Consider the following 16,699-nt stretch of genomic DNA (forward strand, 5'->3'; position numbering starts at 1 on the left):
TGCTTCACATCGCCAAGCTTAAATGGTGAATTTCAGATAGAAAAAAGAAGGATTCCTACTTTATGCATTGCAAGATATTGGGATTGCCTGTTCAGGAAGGCACTGGACGGTTGGGCTGCAACATGGGCCCCGACGGTTATCGCGCTGCCGGTATTGCGAAAGCCATTGAAGAACTCGGCCACGAATACACGGATCTCGGCAATCTGGTCCCAGCAGAACAGCGCGCGTTCGATCATCCGAACAAGGCGCTCAAAGCGCTCCCACATGCAGTTGCATGGATAGAAGCGATCAGCGAAGCTGCTTATCGCGAAAGCGAAGAAGGTTTTCCGATTTTCCTCGGCGGCGATCATTTGCTTGCAGCAGGAACTGTTCCGGGTATCGCGCGCCGTGCTGCCGAAAAAGGCCGTACGCAATTTGTGCTTTGGCTTGATGCGCATACGGATTTCCATACGCTGGAAACCACCACGAGCGGAAACCTGCATGGCACGCCGGTTGCGTATTATACTGGCCAGAAAGGATTTGAAGGTTACTTCCCTGATCTTGCCGCCGCCGTTGATCCCAAGAATGTTTGCATGATGGGTATTCGTAGTGTTGATCCTGCAGAACGCGAAGCCATTCAGAAGACCAAGGTTTCGGTTTTCGATATGCGTTTGATCGACGAGCATGGCGTTGCGGCACTTCTTCGCCGTTTCCTTGATCGCGTGAAAAGCGAAAACGGTCTGCTGCATGTCAGCCTTGATGTTGATTTCCTTGATCCGGCGATTGCACCTGCTGTTGGCACGACTGTGCCGGGTGGCGCGACGTTCCGCGAAGCGCATCTCATTATGGAAATGCTGCATGATAGTGGGTTGGTGACAAGTCTGGATCTGGTTGAACTCAACCCGTTCCTCGATGAGCGCGGACGCACAGCAACCGTCATGGTTGACCTGATGGCGAGCCTTCTGGGTCGCAGTGTCATGGACCGCCCAACCATCAATTATTGATTTCAGAAACCGCATTCGTGGCTGGCGAGCCAATAGAGTTTGCCGCCGAATGGTAAGGAGCTAGAATGACCCAACCGAACCTCAATATCGTGCCTTTCGTCAGTGTTGATCACATGATGAAGCTGGTTTTGTCTGTCGGCGTAGAGACCTTTCTCAAGGAACTTGCTGATTATGTTGAAGAAGATTTCCGTCGTTGGGAAAGCTTTGACAAGACGCCACGCGTTGCATCACACTCCGATGAAGGCGTGATTGAACTGATGCCGACAAGCGACGGCACACTTTACGGCTTCAAATATGTGAACGGTCACCCGAAGAACACGCGTGATGGTTTGCAGACCGTGACGGCTTTTGGCGTTTTGTCAGATGTCGGCAATGGCTATCCGATGCTGTTGACTGAAATGACCATCCTGACAGCGCTTCGCACGGCAGCAACTTCGGCCGTTGCAGCCAAGCATCTTGCACCAAAGAATGCACGCACCATGGCGATCATTGGTAATGGCGCGCAGAGCGAGTTTCAGGCCTTAGCGTTCAAGGCAATTCTCGGTATCGATAAGCTGCGTCTTTTCGATATTGACCGCAGCGCTTCCGAAAAATGCGCGCGTAATCTTGCAGGTTCAGGCATTGAAATTGTGATCTGCAAAGACGTTGAGGAAGTGGTTGAGGGTGCAGATATCATCACGACCGTTACCGCTGATAAGCTCAACGCAACAATCCTGACCGACAACATGGTTGGCGCGGGCGTGCATATCAACGCAGTTGGTGGTGACTGCCCCGGCAAGACCGAGCTCCATGGTGATATTCTGCGTCGCTCGGATATTTTTGTCGAATATCCACCGCAGACGCGCATTGAAGGCGAAATCCAGCAATTGCCAGAGGATTATCCGGTCAAGGAACTCTGGGAAGTGATTACTGGCGAAATTGAAGGCCGCACCGATGCGCGCCAGATCACGCTGTTCGATTCAGTTGGCTTTGCGACGGAAGATTTTTCGGCGCTGCGTTATGTTCGCGACAAGCTGAAAGACACGGGTTTCTACGTACAGCTTGATCTTTTGGCGGATCCAGATGAGCCACGTGATCTGTTCGGTATGTTGCTTCGCCATGAGAAGCAGCTTTTGGCAGAAAAGACCAAGCCTGCCGCATAAAATTAAAACGCCCGCCGCTCAAACAAAGCGGCGGGCATTTTTTATAATGGCTTGCGTGAATGGCGAGGCGTTGCAAACGTTCCGCCATGTGTGGCTATCGCCATCTCGAAACTATCAGCGATCCGCCGCGCACGGTCGATGAAAATGACGGCTCCCTCAGGCGGGAAGACTTCACGCGCTGTTTGCTCAAACAGCGCCAGCCAGCGGTCAAAATGATCGCCTTGCAAACCCAACCGCAAATGTGGCGGCATGGGGCGTCCTTCATAAGTGCCAGTCTTAAGAATGACAGATGACCAGAACTCCGCGATTTGTGCGAGATGATGATCCCAGTCAGCGACGGCTTTTGCGAAGATTGGGCCGAGCAATTCATCCTCGCGCGCACGACCATAAAATGTGTCGACCAGCTGTTTAATGGAAGCTTTATCGATGGATGGGTGAGGCTGGTTAATCAAAGAGGTCATAGCAATTAATCATCTGTAGTCGCAAAGTATCACCTGTGACGTTTGTTATTCAACGCATGGCGTGCAACGAGATAAATAAGAACAATGAACGCCACGACAGCGAAGATGCTGGACGTGTAGAGCATTACGATTGCGTCGCCGATGCGTTCGTTTGCCATCAACCAGCTTGCCAGTGACAGGCCACACGCGACGCCGAAAATCCATGTGATGAGTAGGATCAATGATTTCATTTTTGCCCCGCTATGTTGATTTGTCTGCGAAGACGAGCTTGGCATATCTGAGCGGCAATTTATAGCGACATAAGATTCTGAACGATGTTTAGGACGTAGACTGCGGCCTGCGCTAAAGCAGCAATAGCAGCAGCAGTTGCTGCGGCTTTATTATACTGCGTTGCCTTTACCCAGCCCTTGTGATGCGAATCGAGGTTTGACGCGACTTGGTTGACCCACTCGCCAGACAATGAGCCATCATCTTTGCGCAGTTTTTTCGACGGTTTAATCGCAGGAACATCAACGCCTGCGGACCGCATCCAGAGGATGCCTGCAGCTACGCCGGTCACAACCGAAACCAGATGAAGCACCAGAAAAGCGAGATCTAGAAATATCATACCACCAACTCTTAATGCGTGTCGCAACTTATTCGTATTCAATCGATACGCATTATCTATGTGTTTTTACGCATGTCTTTATCCCAAAACCGGTTCCCACTTTTGGGCGACATGCTCTAGTTTTCGCTGAGGGTTATAATAGTTCTATTGTTTTGTTGAGAGGAAATTTTGCCCGAAGCGGCAAGAGTTCGTTGGGAGGGGTGTTGGTAGCGAAGGACGGATTCGAACCGCCGACACAAGGATTATGATTCCTCTGCTCTAACCTACTGAGCTACTCCGCCATACCATTTGCAAAACACATTCTACACCGTTTCCAGCGTCTCAAGCGAATGTTTTCACAAGGAATGGCGGCGGTATATGTGGGTAATGGGACCCTGTCAAGCACTCTTAGCATAGCTTTCGTCTTGTTTTCCACGTTTTGCGTAGATAAGTAACTATCGGAAAGCAAAGGCATAGTTATATGGCACCTCGTATTGCGGTTTTGGGTTGTGGCTATTGGGGCGGCAATCATATTCGTACCTTGAAGGGGCTCGGTGTCCTTCATGGTGTTTCTGATGCGAACCCACAGAATGCGGAACGATTCGCTTCTGAATTTGGTGTTCCGAATATTCCGGTTGATGAACTCTTTACCCATCCCGATATTGACGGCATCGTCATGGCGTTGCCTGCGCAGTTTCATGCGCGATATGCGATAGAAGCGGTCAAGAACGGCAAAGACGTTCTGGTTGAAAAGCCAATTGCGCTTGAAGTCGCCGATGCCGAGGCAGAAGTCGCTGCTGCGCGCGAAAACAATCGCGTGTTCATGGTTGGGCATATTCTGCGTTTCCATCCAGCTTTTGAGAAGCTGCTGGACATGGTGAAAGACGGCGACATCGGCGATGTCCGCTATGTACATTCGCACCGTGTCGGTTTCGGTAAGTTCCATGACAAATTTGATGCGCTGTGGGATCTTGCTCCGCACGATCTGTCGATGATTCTCGCGATCACTGGCGAAGAGCCTTCAGCTGTTCGTGGTGAAGGTACTGCGGTTATCGACAAGATCAGCGACTTTGCGCATGTGCATCTCGAATTCCCAAGCGGTATTCGCGGGCACCTATTTGCATCGCGTTTGAACTCCTACCGTGAGCGTCGTTTGAGCGTGACCGGAACCAAGGGCATGTTGGTCTTTGACGATGCTGAGCCTTGGGATCGCAAGCTTGCATTCTACAAGCATGAAGTATGGCGCGAGAATGATCAGTGGGCTTTCAAATCGGTCGAGCCAGAATATGTGGCTGTCGAAGAAGGCATGCCTCTGACACGCGAATTGCAGCATTTCCTGCATTGCATCGAAACGCGCGAAACGCCGCGTACCGATGGGCAGGAAGCAATTAATGTCTTGCGTATTCTGACCGAAGGTTCGGTCAATCATTCCAGATAACCAGCTTTTGACAGAAATTTCTGTCAACTGGTGTTACGAAATTCGCAAAACTTTGAACGCTCCCCCCATGGCAGGGAGGGGCGTGAAGGAATAAGAGAATTGTCGCGGATTCGCTTCTGATGGGGCGGACCAGATAAATTGGAGCCAACATGCAGTTCATTGATCTTGGAGCGCAACGCGCGCGTATCGAAGACCGTCTCAATGCCGCCGTTACCAAGGTTGTTGCGGAAGGTCGTTATATTCTCGGTCCTGAAGTTGCGGAGTTCGAAAAAAAGCTCGGTGAATATCTGGGCGTTGAGCATGTGATTGCCTGTGCCAACGGTACTGATGCTTTGCAGATGCCTTTGATGGCGCGCGGCATTGGTCCGGGCCATGCGGTATTCGTGCCGTCGTTCACCTTTGCTGCGACAGCTGAAGTTGTTGCGCTTGTTGGTGCAGAGCCAGTGTTCGTTGATGTCGATGCCGACAGCTACAACATGAATGTTGAGCAGCTTGAAGCGGCGATTGCGGCTATCCGCAAGGAAGGTCGCCTTGAGCCAAAGGCGATTATCCCTGTCGACCTGTTCGGGCTTGCTGCTGACTACAACCGCATCACTGCGATTGCGGAGCGCGAAGGTCTGTTCATCATTGAAGATGCGGCGCAGTCGGTTGGTGGCAAGCGTGACAATGTCATGTGTGGCGCTTTCGGCCATGTTGGTGCGACAAGTTTCTATCCGGCCAAGCCGCTTGGCTGCTATGGCGATGGCGGTGCAATGTTCACCAATGATGCTGAACTTGCTGACACGCTACGCTCTGTGCTTTTCCACGGCAAGGGCGAAACGCAGTATGACAATGTTCGCATTGGTCTTAACTCGCGTCTCGATACTATTCAGGCGGCTATTCTTCTGGAGAAGCTGGCGATCCTTGAAGACGAAATGGAAGCGCGTGACCGTATTGCCAAGCGCTACAATGAATTGCTCAAGGATGTGGTCAAGGTTCCGGGTTTGCCTGCTGGCAATCGTTCGGCCTGGGCGCAGTATTCGATCGAAAGCGAAAACCGCGATGGTCTGAAGGCACATCTTCAGGCGGCTGGTGTTCCATCGGTTATCTACTACGTGAAGCCTTTGCATCAGCAGACGGCTTACAAGCATTATCCGATTGCGCCGGGTGGTTTGCCTGTTTCGGAAGCGTTGCCTGCACGCATTCTGAGCCTGCCAATGCATCCGTATCTTTCGGAAGAAGATCAGGACAAGATTATCGGCGCGATCCGTGGTTTCCACGGCAAATAAGCCTGATAATCATTGATTGAGAAAAGCCCGGCGAAAGCCGGGTTTTTTATTGTTGCCGTTTCGCGATACGTGAGGCGACGAAACGGGCGATTGCCGGACCAGCGAGCAGCACGATGAAAAAGCGGCTCGTTTGCATCGCGATGATGAATGGCAGATCGACATGGCTTGATGCTGCGATAATCGCCACCGTGTCGGCGCCGCCGGGACTTGTGGCGAGATAAGCGGTGAGGGGATCAAGACCGAGCACATGGCCGAGCGCCATGCCAAATAATCCGCAGACGGCAATCAGAATGAGCGTTGATCCAAGCACTGCCGGAAAGGCGCGGGCCGCATGTGCAATGATGCCACGCGTAAAGCCAAGACCAATGCGCCAGCCGATGAAAATATAGCTGCCTGCCAGCAACCATGGCGGCAGATCGATGGTCATCAGACCAATATCTTGCAGCAATGCGCCCAAAGCGAGCGGCACAAGCATGGCGCCTGTTGGAATGCGTGATAATTGGCCGAGATAAGCACCGCAGACGATCAAAGCGAGTGTTGGGCCAAGTGTGTGCCAGTTTATCGCTGGAAACCATTCTATGGCCGCTGGAGCAGCTATTTGAATGTCTGTGGTAAACATCACGACGAGCGAGGCAGCGGTCGCAACGAGAACAACACGCAGATATTGCATGAAGGCGATCAGTCGAGCGTCTGCACCGAAAGATTCGGCCATCAGGACGATTGCCGTGGCCGCTCCCGGTGAGACGCCCCAGACGGCAGTTGTTCCCGGTAAAACGCGAAACCTTGCGAGAAGATAGCCGACCGTCGTGCTGGCGAGTAGCGTGAAGCCGGTCGACAGCAGGATGATCGGCAGATGCTGCCCCATATTGCTGAAAAATTCCTGCGTCATGGCACGCGCGATAAGCAAGCCAACGATTGCCTGTGCGAGCAGTGAGAAATGGGTGTGAACCTTAATCGCGCTTTCGCGTGATGCCAGAACAATCGCGCCGAGCATCGCTCCCAAGAGGAATGCGGCTGGTAGCCCAAGTCGCTCGCCGATATAGATGAAAATCGCAGACGCGACCAACAGCAAGCCCCATTGGACTGGCTTTGGTTTGTGGCTGATCGTGAATCTATCGCGGGCCTTTTCTTGCCCGGGGAGGACGGGTTTCTGCATCGCGCGCAATTCCTACTACTAGCTGTAGCAGGAATGCAAACGTGAATTAGCATATGCCGCGAGATAAGCGCATCACGCGGCATGATCGGGTCAGAGGATCGTGCCGAACTCCATGCTGATTGGCTCAATCAGTGCCAGAAATGCGTCACAGTCTGAGTTGCCTTGCCAGCTTGCGCAGATTTCGGTGGCGGTTGTTTCGTTCTCGGCAAAGGCAAGATCAACGAAAGTGCCGTCTGCAAGTTTAACCAGATGCTGTCTTTGCCAGCCCGGCTGATGCGAGAGGTGCTTACTTATCATCGCGGCATAGGCTTCGCGCATGGCTTGTTCGCTTGCGCCAGATTTCAAGCGAAAGCGGCCAATCTCGATGCCCTTGCCTGATGTGGCAGGAAGTTGTGGCTTTGCCGGTGCTGTGTAATGGCCTATCGATACCATTTGTTTCAGGGTTGCCTTGAAAGTTGCAAATTCGGGCGCTGTGCCAACGCGCTTTGCTGCGTCGAGTGCATGATCTAGTGAGGCCCATGCAACAAGATCGGCACGATCCTCAGCATCATTGGCTCCGGTGAATGGAACCCATGAGAGAAAACCGGGCAGTGCGCTGATGAGTTTAACTGCGCTGTCGCGTTCTTTGTCGGCACTTAGGGCATCGTTGATTTTGTAAACGACGATTTCGTAGTAAGGGATAGACATGAGGTACTCCTTTTCATCTGGAGTGTCGCAAATACATCTTCCCCCTGACAGTTTTTGTCAGGGATGTGGTATAGACCTTTCCTATGAAAACTCTGCGACTTTTTTCTTTGCTTGATAGGCTTCGTTCCGCGTCCGGGCCTGTTTCGGCGGAGGTGCTTGCGGAGATCATGGAGGTTTCGCCTCGCACGATTTATCGCGATATGGTGACTTTGCAGGCTATGGGTGCGCCGATCAGAGGCGAGTCGGGCTTAGGGTATCAGCTCGAAAAAGGGTATTTTCTGCCGCCGCTGCATTTCGATGCCGATGAGCTTGAAGCGATTATGCTTGGTGTCAGGCTGGTGGTGGCAAGGGGTGATGAAGAATTATCCGCCGCAGCGCAGCGTGTATCGGGGAAGCTCAGCGCTACGATGCAGTCGGGTGCAGGGGATCGATATAAAAATCTTCCGCTCAGAGCTGTGTCAAAAATGACTGAGGAACACAGCAAGGCCAATCTGCATCTATCATTTCTGAGGCGGGCAGTGCGAGATCGCGTCATCGTAAAAATCGAATATCTGGATCTCCGAGACAAAGTCACCGAACGCAGCGTTAGGCCGCTTGGGCTGACAATGTTTGATGCCGTGTGGCTACTGACCGGCTGGTGTGAAAATCGCAATGATTTCCGCAACTTCCGACTTGATCGCATCACCAACATTGTGAGCGATGGACAAGTATTCCGTCATCAGAAAGGCCAGCGTTTCGAGGACTATCTGCTGACGCTTTAAAAATAGAAAAGGCCCGGCGTCCTCTCGGATACCGTGCCTTTTTCAATAAAAATCGACTGTTTTAGCCGATCATCGCGCGACGCTGGTTGAGCGGGCGCTCAACGATTTCGCGCGGTGCTTTGACGCCGTCGCGCTCTTCCAGCGCTTCTGCTTTCGCAAGATCCGCTTCGGCGACAACGAGTTCAGCTTCGGCGGCTTCTTTCTGCTGCATCAGATCGCGAATCGAACCAAACAGATTGTCGCGACGCTGGCGTGCAGCTTTCGCAAAGGTCGGATAAGCGAAATGATTGATGTCAGTGATGCCTGCCTTCTTCTCTTCCGATAGAATCTGGGCGTCGAGTTCTCCGGCCATCCGTTCGAACTCACCCATCATCAGGTCCAGTTGACCCAGCTGACGGCGCTTTTCCTTCACCTGGAACAATTTCAGCCTGACGAGGCTTTCACGTGGCTTCATACGCAATACTCCTTGAACACCAACCAGCTTTCTACACGTTGGGGCGTTCCCCCCGACTTTATTAACAGGCATATAAGGGAGCCGTTTTCCCGCAATATGCCGCCTAAACCATTGCAAAGCTTTGCTTTTCAGGGCTTTCGCTAAGCGGACAGTGTTAAGAGTGGTTAATTTTAGCGAAACGAAAAGTTAATATTCCGCCCTTTTGGTAACCATTTCTTTACCTGCAACGTTAATCATACGCGTTAGGAATTAAGGCTCGGTAAATACGGTGTGCTTTTTGAGTAACAGGTGAAAGCTAGAGTCAATTGAATCACTTAAGAGATTTTCTTAATGTGGTTTATGAGTATCGAGTGGACGAGAAAATTGCTTATGATTCAGGTGGATGCGCTTTTTTTCTAATAGTTAAAGAAATAGGCTTGCCAACCAGAATCATATTTTGTTAACCATTTGCAGGCACCTTCATACTAAGGCAACGACATTTCCGTCAGCTGCCGTGAGGGAAAACTGGTCAGCGGCGGAAAGGGGATAAGTATGCGCGTCCTTTTGATTGAAGACGACAGTGCTATCGCACAAAGCATTGAACTGATGCTTAAGTCCGAGAGCTTCAATGTTTACACCACCGATCTGGGTGAAGAAGGCATCGATCTCGGCAAGCTTTATGATTATGACATCATTCTGCTCGACCTGAACTTGCCGGACATGTCCGGTTATGAAGTTCTGCGTACTCTGCGCCTTTCGAAGGTTAAGACGCCAATCCTCATCCTCTCCGGCATGGCTGGCATTGAGGACAAGGTTCGTGGTCTCGGCTTCGGTGCAGACGATTACATGACGAAGCCGTTCCATAAGGACGAGCTGATTGCCCGTATTCATGCGATTGTTCGTCGTTCCAAGGGCCATGCCCAGTCGGTCATCACCACTGGCGATCTGATTGTTAACCTCGACGCAAAGACCGTCGAAGTTGGTGGTCAGCGCGTTCATCTGACCGGCAAAGAATATCAGATGCTCGAGCTGCTCTCGCTCCGTAAGGGCACGACGCTCACTAAGGAAATGTTCCTCAACCACCTTTATGGCGGTATGGACGAGCCTGAGCTGAAGATCATCGACGTATTTATCTGCAAGCTGCGTAAGAAGCTGGATGCCGTTTCCGGTAGCCAGAGCTTCATCGAAACCGTCTGGGGCCGTGGCTATGTGCTGCGCGAGCCAGATGGCACAGAGCTGCGCGAAATCGCATAAGCGCTTTATCAAGGCTGAAATGAATAAGGCCCCGCTTTAGCGGGGCCTTTTCTTTTAGCTGCATTAAACAAAAAAGCGCAGGTTTGACCCTGCGCTTTTCATAAACAGTTGCCATTTATTCGGCAGAGAAAACGATATCTTCTGCTGTGGCGTGAATAGATATCGTCATGCCTGCTTCTTCAGCGAGCAACAGCGTATAATATGGCTGAACCGAATGCGCATCGATTGGCTCTTCCGGTTCTCCACCCGAATGAAGTTCAAGGAACTTTGGCGGAACGCGCAGCATACGGCCCTTTACCGTAATGACGAAACGCGGGTCGGTATCACCGTTTTCAAGACGCACTGCCAGCGAGCCACCACGCGGAATAGCTGCGTTTCCGATCAGCAGCATGTTGAGCAGCAGCTTGACCTTGTTTTTTGGCAGCAGGACGCGTGCGCCTTCCCATGTCAGTTCCGGCTTTTCATTCGCGAAATATTGTGTGGCGACATGCTGCGCATCGCCGGTGTCGATTTGTACGCCTGCGGAACCGGCAGCACCAAATGCGATGCGGGCGAACTGAAGTCGGGCAGAGGCATTGCGCGCGCTCGACTTAATGAGCGCCATCGCGTCTTCATCCGCGCCGCCTTCTTCCAGCAGTTCAAGACCATTGTTGATCGCGCCTACCGGCGAAATGATGTCATGACAGATACGGCTGCACAAAAGCGCACCAAGATCGAGTGCGGACAGGGTAACAGGCAATGGCATGGTGGTTTCTCCAGGCGCGGACCGTCTCTGATGATCGACTTTTAGTCCGATGTCAGGCGGCAATCAGTTGATGAGCATAAATCCCGACGAATCATCATCGGGAACCTTAAGAATCTGGATACACGCCACATTGGGTTGCCGCAAGAAAGCTGTTTTTTCTGCCATTCTAAAGCCAATTTCAGCGCATAAAGATTTAGACAAGAATTTAGCGGTTAGAATAAGCGCGATTCGGCGAAAGCGTTCATAAGAGACGTATGCCAAGGCTTTTAACAGGGCGTCAGACAGAGAAGCTGGTAGGCAAAAGGAATTTATAAATGGCCATACCGTCCCTGTCGCAGATCAGGTTCCGCAACGCGGCGTATAGTTTAGCGTTTATTGCGGCTTTCATGATCTCCATCATCGCGGTGCCGCACAATGCGCTGGCACAGAGCAGCAACACATATTCGTCTCAGGAAATTGTTGATTCCGGACACAGATTTTTTGGTTCTACATCGGGCGGCATTGCCAGCGCCGTTGAAAAAGCCTTCCAGAGCTTTGGCCTGCCCAATGGCTACATTCTAGGTGAAGAAGGCTCCGGCGCTTTCATTGGCGGCCTGACCTATGGAGAAGGCACGCTTTACACAAAGAATGCGGGCGATCACCGCACATTCTGGCAGGGCCCGTCGCTCGGCTGGGATTTCGGCGGACAAGGCTCGCGCGTTATGATGCTCGTCTATAACCTCGACGACATCCAGAGCCTGTACGGTCGTTATGCCGGTGTCGCTGGTTCAGCTTATGTTATCGCAGGCGTTGGTTTCAACGTACTCAAGCGTCAGAACATCATGCTGGTGCCGATCCGCACAGGCGTTGGTGCGCGGTTGGGTGTCAATATTGGTTATCTGAAATTGTCGGGTGCGCCGACATGGAATCCCTTCTGATTCTTATCATGAACAGCCGCCAGTTATCCATATGGCTGGCGGCTCCTGTCTTTTAAACGCGTATCCCGAAAACCGTTTCACAATTTCGAGATGCGCCCTGATGTGAAAAGCCGTGATCCAGTCAGCGCTTATTTTCATACTTGGCGTTCTTGTGGCGGTTTTCGTCGTGGTTCTGCTTGGACCCTCCGTCTGGCGTCGCGCATTCTTTTTGGCACGACGGCAAATTCATGCTGAACTCCCAGTCACTCTTGCAGAAATTCGCGCGGACCGTGATGGCTTACGTGCAGAACATGCGGTTATCGCCAGCAAGCTGGAGCAGCAGCTTAAGCTGGAACGCGAAAAATCAGCCCAACAACTTATTCAGGTCGGTCAGCAACACGATGAACTCAAGCGTTTTGCGGCGCTTGAATCTGACATGGTTGAGCTTCGCGAAACGCTTATCGCGCGCGAAAAGCAAATAGCAGAGATCACCATTGAACGTGATAATGCGGCTGAAGAAGCAGAAATTGTTGAAGCCGAAGTGCAGCGACTGCAAAAACACCTTTCATCTCTTGAAGAACTAACCGATACGCTGCGTATAGAGGTTAGCGCCAAAGAGGCCGATTATGGTCGTTTGGCAAATGAGATGAGCGAAATGCGTCGGGAACGAAAAGATGCATCTGCACGCTATAACGAGGTTTCGACGCAATTGACTGCCGCACAGACTGAACTGAAAAGCGAAAAACGCCGCAATACAGAATTGCAGCAGAAGCTCGATAAACTGATTGCTGATTTTTCTGATGCGCAGGAGCGGCTTGAACGTCATGCGCGTAATGGAGCATCAGCGACAGCCGCACCGGCAGATATTCTGAAAGAGAATGCCGCATTGCGCGAAGAAATGGCCGTTCTGGCAGCAAAAATGGTCGCCGCTACAGCCGACAAAGAAGGTGCTGCTTCGCCAATCAACAATCTGCTTGAAGCTGAAAAAGCAGAGAACAGCACCTCTCGCCCCAAAAGCCTTGCAAGCCGCATCCGCGACCTGCGCTAAGTGTTAGAGCGCGTTTGTTCCAAGAATCGTTTCACACTTTTCGGGGTGCGCTCTAGCCTTCCGCAACAACATCGGCCCAATCCGTATGGCGCTTCACTTGCGCCTGCATGAAGCTGCATATTGGAATGATCTTCCAGCCCGTTTTGCGCGCGTCTTCAACAGCGTGGAGTGCAAGCGCCTGCGCAACGCCTTTGCCGCGCATCGAATCGGGCACGAATGTGTGATCGATTGAAATGAGCGTCGGACTTCGTTTCGTATAGGTCATCTCCGCTTCATCGCCATCAATGTTGACGACATAGCGACCGCTATTAGCGGCGTCGCTCTTTTTGATCTCTATATTCCCAGCCATGAACCTACCCTTCGAGAGCATATATCTTTCAAGCTCATATAGTCGCGTCGACCAAAAGAAAAACCCCGGCCAGTGAACCGGCCGAGGTTTGATTTTGATCTTCCCGTTTCAAAGAAACAGCAAGAGCTTAGTGTCGATATTGCTGGATGCGGGTCGTCCTGAGACCGGCGAGACCATGCTCGTCGATTGAGGATTGCCAGCCCAGAAATTCCTCCACCGTCAATGTATAACGCTGGCATGCCTCCTCAAGGCTGAGAAGCCCACCGCGAACAGCGGCGACGACTTCAGCCTTACGGCGGATGACCCAGCGCCTTGTCGAGGCGGGGGGGAGGTCAGCGATGGTCAGCGGACTGCCATCGGGACCGATAACATACTTTATACGCGGTCTTGTCAGATCGGCCATTGTACTCTCTACACAACACTCAAGGACCTAATCGAGACTGAGACTACCCCTATAGCTTTTAATATTTACCTAAACTGCCGGTAACTATCTGGTAACACTTGCAAAAAAATGCCTTATTTGGCGAGAAAGTCATAAAAAAACCCGGATCGCGGGTAATTTTTCTTAAAGTCTCACGCGAAATTGTGGCGTAATTGCTGCAAAATAAGCGATGTTTTTGCTGCGACATCTTGGCAAATGCCCATCATGTGACCTATATAGGGCGCAAATCTAAACTTTGAGAAGCAGGGCCTATGCCCGGAAGCTGGATTCAATCATGAGCCTGAACAGCCTCGATCTGCCGGGAAAGCCGGAAGACACGCGCGTTGTCGTCGCCATGTCGGGTGGCGTCGATTCTTCTGTTGTGGCCGGCATCCTCAAACGTGAAGGCTATGATGTTGTTGGCGTAACGCTACAGCTTTATGATCATGGCGCGGCTGTGCATCGCGCTGGTTCATGCTGTGCCGGTCAGGACATTGAAGATGCCCGTCGCGTTTCGGAAAGTCTCGGCATTCCTCATTACGTTCTCGATTATGAAGCGCGTTTCCGCGAAGCTGTGATCGATACGTTTGCAAATTCCTATGTCAGCGGTGAAACACCGATTCCTTGCGTGTCGTGTAACCAGACGGTCAAGTTTGCCGATCTTTTGCAGACCGCGCGTGAGCTTGGTGCGGATGCGTTGGCAACGGGCCATTATATCCGCAGCGGTTTGAATGGCGAACACCGTGCGATGTTCCGTCCGGAAGATTCTGATCGCGATCAGAGCTACTTTCTGTTCGCAACCACGCAGGATCAGGTTGATTATCTGCGCTTCCCTCTTGGCCATCTGCCAAAGGCCCGTGTGCGTGAGATTGCTGAAGAAATGGGTCTGACTGTTGCGAAGAAGCAGGACAGTCAGGACATCTGTTTTGTTCCGCAGGGTAAATATACCGACATCATTTCCAAGCTGAAGCCAGAAGCGGCAACACCGGGCGATATTGTTCATATCGATGGTCGTGTGCTTGGACGTCATGACGGCATTGTACACTATACCGTTGGTCAGCGCCGCGGCATCGGTGTTGCTACGGGTGACCCGCTTTATGTGGTGCATCTTGATGCTGCCAGTACGCGGGTCATTGTTGGTCCACGCGAAGCGCTCGAAACACACAAGGTGTTTCTGCGTGACGTGAACTGGCTCGGCGACCAAGCACTTGATGCGCTGCCAGAAGGCGGCATGGAAGTGTTCGCCAAGGTCCGCTCGACACGTCCACCACGCCCTGCTGTTCTGCATCATGCAGATGGCAAGACATGGGTAGAACTGGTTGACGGTGAAAGCGGCATTGCACCCGGACAGGCTTGCGTACTTTATTCGGACGATAGCAATACCGCACGGGTATTTGGTGGTGGGTTCATCGCGCGTTCGGAGCGTGAACCACGCGCCGAGGAAATGCTTCGTCGCCTTGTTACTGGTGCTGCCAGCGCTTCTGCAGCCTAAGAGCAATTTTTAAAACAGCATAAAAAAGCCTCCGGCACTTGCGGGAGGCTTTTTTATGCTCAGTTAAATTTGCTGAAGCGGGAGAGGGCAATTCCTGAAGCCGTCGCCACGTTAAGGCTGTCAAATTGTGATGACATGGGAATGCGCGCGCCCGTGAGCTGCCGCAAAAGATGCGATGGAAGCCCTTCGCCTTCAGTGCCTAATAACAGCGCCTGACGATTGTTGCTTGGTGCCTGATAGATATTCAACGCTGATGAAGGGCTGAGCGCCAATATATTGAATTTGGCGTCCTGTAGCGTCGCCACAATCATTTCGATGTTAGTGCCGTGAAAATATGGAACCTTCAATGTCGCGCCAACCGAAACGCGTATGGCTTTTCGGTATAGGGGATCGCAGCAGGTCTCGTCCATTAAAACGCAATCGGCTTCAAAAGCAGCTGCATTGCGGAAGATCGATCCGACATTATCGTGGTTGGAAATGCCGCACAAAACGACGACGAGCGCAGTTTCGGGCAACTGACTGACCATATCCTTCAGTTCGGGTTGTGGCTTACGACGCCCGACTGCAAGAATGCCGCGATGGACATGAAATCCTGCCACCTCGTCAATGACGGCTTGCGGTACGGAATAGACCTCTACGCCCGCTGGCAGTTGTGCAAGCTGATCCTGTAGGCCATTCAGACGGTTTTCGAGAATAAGAAGGGATTCTGTGTCAAAGCGCGCAGATTCTGAAAAGAGAACATTGAGTACGACCTTACCTTCAGCGATAAAACGCTGTTGGCGACCGACCAGATCTTTTTCCCGGATGTTTTTATAGGCTGCGAGCCTTGCATCATCGACGTCAGTTATCTCGACGACAAAGTCGTGCGATCCGGCTTGTGTTTCCTTCATCGCACGACTTATGCCTCATGAGATTGTAATTATTGATGTAGCACAGCTGCCATTTCGCGTCGGCGCGGAGATGGACTCATATAGAGACTCGATAGCGTCGACAACATCAGTTCGATATGCGGTGACGAAACGATGTAATAAATCGTTTGTGCATCGCGGCGCGTCGATACGAGATTGAGAGCACGTAACTTCGCGAGGTGCTGAGAAAGCGCTGACTGACTGAGGTCAATAGCTTTTGCCAGAGCGCCTACCGACATTTCATTATGTAATAGTTTGCATAAAATTAGCAGCCTCTTATTATTAGCTAGTGCTGATAAGAAATCAGCGACCTGGTCTGCATTGTCTACTAAATCAATAAATTTATTATCTATGGTCATTCGCGGTCATACCCCCGTAAGACTGCATATGGTTAACAAAGTTGCCAGCAATTTTATATGGCTGACGTTCCGAAAATAATACTATATGACGAAATTGAAAAGCCGTTGCTTATATTAATAGACAAAAAAATTATAGAGATTTGTCCCAAAATTATAAGCGTTCTATCTCATGTTCTGCCTCGTAGCTGGGGTGATAATCCGTTCGAGAATAGTGCAAAAAAAGCCGTAAACTCGTAAAATGTGCACCTTGGACCGGGTGAAATGGATAAAATCGGACCCGATGGAGCCCATTTTGAACAGTTTTAGATTTAT

The 16,699-nt window shown here is 51.5% G+C and carries 20 protein-coding genes and 1 tRNA gene; 9 read left to right on the plus strand and 12 right to left on the minus strand.

Annotation, left to right across the window (positions count from 1 at the left end; translation table 11 throughout):
* Window positions 1–62 precede the first annotated feature (62 nt).
* Together rocF and J2782_RS00600 are read left to right on the plus strand one after the other, a co-directional pair.
* A complete protein-coding gene (gene rocF / locus J2782_RS00595; protein ID WP_310009682.1) occupies window positions 63–983 on the plus strand; it encodes an arginase in 921 nt (306 codons plus the stop codon).
* Between the two features lie 65 nt (window positions 984–1,048).
* Window positions 1,049–2,125, plus strand: a complete 1,077-nt coding sequence (locus J2782_RS00600; protein WP_310009683.1) for an ornithine cyclodeaminase — start codon at window positions 1,049–1,051, stop codon at window positions 2,123–2,125.
* A 41-nt stretch (window positions 2,126–2,166) separates the two neighbouring features.
* On the opposite strand, the gene J2782_RS00605 is transcribed toward J2782_RS00600, so the two are convergent.
* From J2782_RS00605 to J2782_RS00620, 4 genes are all read right to left on the minus strand, one after another.
* Window positions 2,167–2,586 (minus strand): group III truncated hemoglobin, encoded by a 420-nt coding sequence (locus J2782_RS00605; RefSeq protein ID WP_310009684.1) that lies wholly within the window; start codon window positions 2,584–2,586, stop codon window positions 2,167–2,169.
* A gap of 29 nt (window positions 2,587–2,615) precedes the next feature.
* On the minus strand, window positions 2,616–2,816 hold the full coding sequence (locus tag J2782_RS00610; protein ID WP_310009685.1) for a hypothetical protein: 201 nt from the start codon (window positions 2,814–2,816) through the stop codon (window positions 2,616–2,618).
* A gap of 59 nt (window positions 2,817–2,875) precedes the next feature.
* Window positions 2,876–3,193 (minus strand): hypothetical protein, encoded by a 318-nt coding sequence (locus J2782_RS00615; RefSeq protein ID WP_310009686.1) that lies wholly within the window; start codon window positions 3,191–3,193, stop codon window positions 2,876–2,878.
* 204 nt (window positions 3,194–3,397) lie between these two features.
* Window positions 3,398–3,474: transfer RNA gene (locus J2782_RS00620), tRNA-Met, on the minus strand.
* Window positions 3,475–3,653: 179 nt separating this feature from the next.
* Here J2782_RS00620 and J2782_RS00625 point away from each other — a divergent pair.
* Together J2782_RS00625 and J2782_RS00630 are read left to right on the plus strand one after the other, a co-directional pair.
* Window positions 3,654–4,610: a Gfo/Idh/MocA family protein gene (locus J2782_RS00625; RefSeq protein ID WP_310009687.1), complete on the plus strand. Its 957-nt coding sequence runs from the start codon at window positions 3,654–3,656 to the stop codon at window positions 4,608–4,610.
* A 149-nt stretch (window positions 4,611–4,759) separates the two neighbouring features.
* On the plus strand, window positions 4,760–5,878 hold the full coding sequence (locus tag J2782_RS00630) for a DegT/DnrJ/EryC1/StrS family aminotransferase (protein WP_310009689.1): 1,119 nt from the start codon (window positions 4,760–4,762) through the stop codon (window positions 5,876–5,878).
* 46 nt (window positions 5,879–5,924) lie between these two features.
* On the opposite strand, the gene J2782_RS00635 is transcribed toward J2782_RS00630, so the two are convergent.
* Together J2782_RS00635 and J2782_RS00640 are read right to left on the minus strand one after the other, a co-directional pair.
* Window positions 5,925–7,034, minus strand: coding sequence for an AbrB family transcriptional regulator (locus tag J2782_RS00635; protein WP_310009690.1), 1,110 nt, complete (start codon window positions 7,032–7,034; stop codon window positions 5,925–5,927).
* Window positions 7,035–7,124: 90 nt separating this feature from the next.
* A complete protein-coding gene (locus J2782_RS00640; protein WP_310009692.1) occupies window positions 7,125–7,721 on the minus strand; it encodes a hypothetical protein in 597 nt (198 codons plus the stop codon).
* Between the two features lie 83 nt (window positions 7,722–7,804).
* Between J2782_RS00640 and J2782_RS00645 the strand changes: the two genes are divergently transcribed.
* The gene (locus J2782_RS00645) at window positions 7,805–8,482 is read left to right on the plus strand and encodes a helix-turn-helix transcriptional regulator (protein WP_310009693.1); all 678 of its coding nucleotides are present in this window, start codon (window positions 7,805–7,807) and stop codon (window positions 8,480–8,482) included.
* A gap of 61 nt (window positions 8,483–8,543) precedes the next feature.
* Here the strand turns inward: J2782_RS00645 and J2782_RS00650 are convergent, their stop codons facing one another.
* Window positions 8,544–8,936 (minus strand): flagellar export protein FliJ, encoded by a 393-nt coding sequence (locus J2782_RS00650; protein ID WP_250038718.1) that lies wholly within the window; start codon window positions 8,934–8,936, stop codon window positions 8,544–8,546.
* A gap of 531 nt (window positions 8,937–9,467) precedes the next feature.
* On the opposite strand from J2782_RS00650, the gene ctrA reads away from it, so the two are divergent.
* Window positions 9,468–10,169, plus strand: coding sequence for a response regulator transcription factor CtrA (ctrA, locus tag J2782_RS00655; protein ID WP_250038719.1), 702 nt, complete (start codon window positions 9,468–9,470; stop codon window positions 10,167–10,169).
* 115 nt (window positions 10,170–10,284) lie between these two features.
* Here the strand turns inward: ctrA and chpT are convergent, their stop codons facing one another.
* Window positions 10,285–10,914, minus strand: coding sequence for a histidine phosphotransferase ChpT (chpT, locus tag J2782_RS00660; RefSeq protein ID WP_310009694.1), 630 nt, complete (start codon window positions 10,912–10,914; stop codon window positions 10,285–10,287).
* Between the two features lie 314 nt (window positions 10,915–11,228).
* On the opposite strand from chpT, the gene J2782_RS00665 reads away from it, so the two are divergent.
* The gene (locus tag J2782_RS00665; RefSeq protein WP_310009695.1) at window positions 11,229–11,831 is read left to right on the plus strand and encodes a DUF1134 domain-containing protein; all 603 of its coding nucleotides are present in this window, start codon (window positions 11,229–11,231) and stop codon (window positions 11,829–11,831) included.
* Between the two features lie 136 nt (window positions 11,832–11,967).
* The gene (locus J2782_RS00670) at window positions 11,968–12,858 is read left to right on the plus strand and encodes a coiled-coil domain-containing protein (RefSeq protein WP_310011021.1); all 891 of its coding nucleotides are present in this window, start codon (window positions 11,968–11,970) and stop codon (window positions 12,856–12,858) included.
* A gap of 52 nt (window positions 12,859–12,910) precedes the next feature.
* Here the strand turns inward: J2782_RS00670 and J2782_RS00675 are convergent, their stop codons facing one another.
* Both J2782_RS00675 and sciP read right to left on the minus strand, forming a co-directional pair.
* Complete coding sequence (locus tag J2782_RS00675) at window positions 12,911–13,207, minus strand: GNAT family N-acetyltransferase (RefSeq protein WP_310009696.1); 297 nt, start codon at window positions 13,205–13,207, stop codon at window positions 12,911–12,913.
* 127 nt (window positions 13,208–13,334) lie between these two features.
* The gene (gene sciP / locus J2782_RS00680; protein WP_250038723.1) at window positions 13,335–13,610 is read right to left on the minus strand and encodes a CtrA inhibitor SciP; all 276 of its coding nucleotides are present in this window, start codon (window positions 13,608–13,610) and stop codon (window positions 13,335–13,337) included.
* A 313-nt stretch (window positions 13,611–13,923) separates the two neighbouring features.
* Between sciP and mnmA the strand changes: the two genes are divergently transcribed.
* Window positions 13,924–15,120: a tRNA 2-thiouridine(34) synthase MnmA gene (mnmA, locus tag J2782_RS00685; protein WP_310009697.1), complete on the plus strand. Its 1,197-nt coding sequence runs from the start codon at window positions 13,924–13,926 to the stop codon at window positions 15,118–15,120.
* Between the two features lie 59 nt (window positions 15,121–15,179).
* Here mnmA and J2782_RS00690 read toward each other — a convergent pair whose 3' ends face one another.
* Together J2782_RS00690 and J2782_RS00695 are read right to left on the minus strand one after the other, a co-directional pair.
* Window positions 15,180–16,010: a TrmH family RNA methyltransferase gene (locus tag J2782_RS00690; protein ID WP_310009698.1), complete on the minus strand. Its 831-nt coding sequence runs from the start codon at window positions 16,008–16,010 to the stop codon at window positions 15,180–15,182.
* 29 nt (window positions 16,011–16,039) lie between these two features.
* Window positions 16,040–16,387: an ArsR/SmtB family transcription factor gene (locus J2782_RS00695; RefSeq protein ID WP_310009699.1), complete on the minus strand. Its 348-nt coding sequence runs from the start codon at window positions 16,385–16,387 to the stop codon at window positions 16,040–16,042.
* Between the last annotated feature and the right edge of the window lie 312 nt (window positions 16,388–16,699).

The sequence above is a fragment of the Brucella pseudogrignonensis genome (genome assembly GCF_031454375.1).
Classification (GTDB): Bacteria; Pseudomonadota; Alphaproteobacteria; order Rhizobiales; family Rhizobiaceae; genus Brucella; species Brucella pseudogrignonensis_A.